Origin of the sequence: Xanthomarina sp. (genome assembly GCF_035306705.1) — a bacterium.
In the GTDB taxonomy this organism is placed as follows: domain Bacteria; phylum Bacteroidota; class Bacteroidia; order Flavobacteriales; family Flavobacteriaceae; genus Xanthomarina.
The window spans coordinates 1-4080 of record NZ_DATGNO010000070.1 but is presented as its reverse complement, the minus strand read 5'-3'; the positions used below and the strand labels follow the sequence as shown (position 1 = coordinate 4080).

Genomic DNA, 4080 nt, shown 5'->3' with positions numbered 1-4080 from the left:
ATCTTTACTTTATTTTGGACTTGGCTTCGCTAAGCATTCCATTTTTGTTCAGTTTTCACCCAAAACTTCAATTTTATAAGCTCTGGAAATATTTTTTTCCTGCCACATTACTTATGATGGCGTTTTTTGTTACTTGGGATGTCATTTTTACTCATAATGGATTTTGGGGCTTTAATGAAACCTATCTTTCTGGAATACAATTAGGGAATTTACCCATTGAAGAATGGCTGTTTTTTATTTGTATTCCTTACGCCTGCTTATTCACTGTATATTCGTTTAAAAATTTACTTCCAAAGTTTAAACTTTCAGGAAAAGCTACTTCAACGATATATTTTACCCTGCAAACCATTATGATTACGGTTTTATTGTATAATTATAACCGTTGGTACACCGCTATAAATTTTGGATATGCGATAATTCTATTGGCTTGGATTTTTAATAATGAGCGCAACTTGTTAAGAGAATTTCTACCTGTATTCGCCATTCTCTTAATTCCATTTTTTATCGTAAACGGTTTCCTTACAGGGAGCTGGATAAACGAACAAGTAGTTTGGTATAACGATGCTGAAAACCTTGGAATTCGTATCGGAACTGTTCCTATTGAAGATAGCATTTACGCACTTACAATGCTGTTGACTGTATTTTTGTTAATGGAAAAGTTTAAATCTTGGAATAATAATAGGGTTCAGAACTGATAAAATTTTTCTTCTGAAAAAATCGGCAAATAAACAGTTTTAATAAATAATATCCAATAGGTTACACTTGTTTTACACATTGTATTTCGCCCTACTTTTGTTTAAAAAATAGGCAATGATACATCCAAAAACAGAACTGAAACTTATAAGCGAAGAAATAGGTTATGGTGTGGTTGCCAAGGAATTTATTCCAGCGGGCACCATTACTTGGGTTTTAGATGAACTGGATAGGGAATTCACACCTACTCAGGTTAAGAAATTACAACCAATATATCAGCAAGTATTGGAGACCTACAGTTACCGAAACAACAAAGGCAACCTTGTTTTATGTTGGGATTATGGCCGTTTTGTGAACCATAGTTTTAAAAGTAATTGCCTTTCCACAGCTTATGATTTTGAAATTGCCATACGCGATATTCAGGCAGGAGAAGAGCTAACCGACGATTATGGATACTTAAACGTTACCGAGCCTTTTAAAGGTATAAATGAAGGCACACGTAGGAAGACTGTCTATCCAGACGACTTGTTGAAGCATCATAAAACTTGGGACAAGAAATTGATTCAAAACTTCCCAAAAATTATTGAAGTAGCGCAGCCTTTGCAGCCACTTATCTCTCAAAAATTGTGGAACGAAATTGAAGAAATTGCAAGGGGCAAAAAGGAAATGGAGTCTATTAAATCCAACTATTTTTCTAATTAAATTTATTCTGAAAGAAGTCTATCCAACAAACTTCTAATTTTTTTGCTGTTCCAATCTGCTACTCCCGATTCGTTTACGACGATTTTGCCTGTTTTTGACAACACATAAGTTGTTGGCAATACACTAGACTGCATCTGTTCTGGAGCTTCAAAAAACTGAAGGTAAACTGGGAGCGAATAATTATGCTTTTCTAAAAACCTATTCACCTTGTCTGGTTTCTCCGAGGTAACAAAATAAAAATCTACGTTAGAACCATACGTGTCGAATAACTTTTGAAAAGAAGGCATTTCTGCAACGCAAGGCGGACACCAAGTAGCCCAAAAATTAACAACAACAACTTTTCCTTTGGATTGTGAGAAATTAACTTCTTCAGAATTTAATGCTACAAGGGACCATTCATAATCCTGAAGGGTTTCTCGCTTTTCCTCTGAAGTTTCTGATGGAGAAAAAGAAATAAGCCGTTGTACAAAAACCTGAATTGGCATTCGTGTTTGTGGAATTATCATTAAAACGATTAATACGCCAAACAGGATGTTACTCCATTGTTTTTTTAAAAACTTCTCCATTATTTTCTGGATATAAAAAAACCTAACAGGTTTCAAAAACCTCTTATGTTTGCCTTGGGATTAATTTCCTTTAAAAATACAATTATTTTTGTACTACAAATTTAAGAAATAAGAACAGGATAGGGTTACCATTTAAACCTAGACAACATATTTATGTATGTCCACTGACAGATAATGACCCTTTCCTGTATTTTCTAGGAGTCACAACAGTATTGAGAAACCACGGCTATATGCTTGGATTTCGTATCAACTAAGAGGAAAGACGGTGGGAAAATCCTTATTCTTAATAATCCATAACAAGAATAATGATAGATCAAAAAGTATTAAAGCAAGTAGTCGGTATCGACATGGGAATGGAAAGTTTCTTTGCATGCTACCAAGTGAAGGACCAACAAGAACATGTTGTTATAAAAGGGACAAAATCCTTTAAGAACAACAGCGTCGGTATGAAAGAATTTCTTTTCTGGTGTAAAAAACGTGAAAAGGCTACAGCTCCACAAACTATTTACGTGATGGAAGCTACTGGTGTATATTATGAGAACCTAGCCTACTTTCTCTATGAGAATGATCAGAAAGTAAGTGTGCAGTTGGCGCAGAAACTAACTTATTTTGCCAAGAGCAATAATCTGAAGACTAAAACGGACAAAGTAGATTCAAAAATGATTGCCACCTTCGGGATAGAAAAGACCTTGGGAACAACTGATTTCTGGACACCGCCAAGCAAGGAGTTTAAGGTTATAAGAGACCTGTCAAGAGAGCACACTAGTCTTAAGAAAGATCTGACGGCTGCTAAGTCCCAGCTCCACGCTATGGATCACGCACACCAGACCTATAAAAAAGTAATCACGATTAAAAAACAGATGATCTCGTTTTACGAAAAACAACTCGAGATTATTGAGAAGGAACTGAAAAAACTAATAAAAGCCGACGAGCATCTCTTTAAGAAGATCCAAAACATTGAAGCAGTAAAGGGGCTAGGCTTTATCACGATCATAAAGGTGATTTCCGAGGTTAACGGCTTTCTGCTTTTTACCAATATCCGCCAATTGGTCAGCTATGCTGGACTGGATGTAGTGGAAAAGGAGTCGGGAAAGTACAAGGGAAAGACCAGGATATCAAAAAAAGGAAACGCACGAATCAGGGCTGCTCTTTATATGCCCGCAGTGGCTGCCGCGACGCATAACACTAATTTGAAAGACTTTTATGAGCGCGTAAATGAAAACCGAACAATAAAAAAACAAGGAATCGTCGCAGTAATGCGCAAGCTATTGATTTTAATATATACGCTATGGAAAAAGGAAGAGCGCTACGTAGTGGATTATCAGATAAGTTAGAACTTCGGGTATGGATGCAGGACAAGCCTTCTTTTTGCCACAAAAAAGGCGGAGAAAAACTCCGCCTGGTAGATAGACTTCGGTACAACGAATTGAACGAGGCCTTCTTTTTGAAAAACAAAGATATTAATAAAAAAATGAGTAGGATTTAAACACAGTATCTGTTAGGTTTAGATCCTATTAAAATATTTTAAGCGTTTTGCTTTTTAATTAAGTTTAAAGCGGAACCTTCGTGATACCATTTAATCTGAGCATCATTATAGGTATGGTTTGCTTTAATAGTGTCTTTACTACCATCAGCGTGAACGATCTCAATTGTTAACGGCTTGTTTGGTGCAAAGTCAGCTATATCAACAAAGTTGAAAGTATCATCTTCTTGGATTAAATCGTAATCTGCTTCATTAGCAAATGTTAACCCTAACATTCCTTGTTTCTTCAAGTTTGTTTCGTGAATTCTTGCAAACGATTTCACTAAAACAGCAGCTACACCTAAAAATCTAGGCTGCATTGCAGCGTGTTCCCTAGAAGAACCTTCACCGTAATTATGGTCACCAACAACAATGGTTTTTATACCATTAGCCTTGTATTCTCTTTGAACGTTTGGAACTCCGCCATACTCTCCAGTGAGTTGATTTTTAACAAAATTTGTTTGCTTATTGAAAGCGTTCACAGCACCAATTAAGGTGTTGTTTGCAATATTATCTAAGTGCCCTCTGTAACGCAACCAAGGACCAGCCATAGAAATATGGTCTGTTGTACATTTTCCGAATGCTTTAATCAACAAC

At 36.1% G+C, this 4080-nt stretch carries 4 protein-coding genes and 1 pseudogene; 3 read left to right on the top strand and 2 right to left on the bottom strand.

Features of this window, described 5'->3' with window-relative positions:
- Positions 1-695, top strand: a 695-nt coding sequence (locus VKY47_RS05710) for a lycopene cyclase domain-containing protein (RefSeq protein WP_324311117.1), incomplete at its 5' end; no start/stop codon positions are given.
- A gap of 115 nt (positions 696-810) precedes the next feature.
- Positions 811-1395, top strand: a complete 585-nt coding sequence (locus VKY47_RS05705) for an SET domain-containing protein (protein WP_324311116.1) — start codon at positions 811-813, stop codon at positions 1393-1395.
- A 2-nt stretch (positions 1396-1397) separates the two neighbouring features.
- On the opposite strand, the gene VKY47_RS05700 is transcribed toward VKY47_RS05705, so the two are convergent.
- Complete coding sequence (locus VKY47_RS05700) at positions 1398-1961, bottom strand: TlpA family protein disulfide reductase (protein ID WP_324311115.1); 564 nt, start codon at positions 1959-1961, stop codon at positions 1398-1400.
- Positions 1962-2266: 305 nt separating this feature from the next.
- Between VKY47_RS05700 and VKY47_RS05695 the strand changes: the two genes are divergently transcribed.
- Positions 2267-3295 carry an IS110 family RNA-guided transposase gene (locus VKY47_RS05695; protein ID WP_324311113.1) on the top strand — a complete coding sequence of 343 codons (1029 nt, stop codon included), beginning with the start codon at positions 2267-2269 and terminating at the stop codon, positions 3293-3295.
- A gap of 190 nt (positions 3296-3485) precedes the next feature.
- On the opposite strand, the pseudogene VKY47_RS05690 reads toward VKY47_RS05695, so the two are convergent.
- Positions 3486-4080: pseudogene (locus tag VKY47_RS05690) on the bottom strand (aconitate hydratase); the annotation flags it as partial.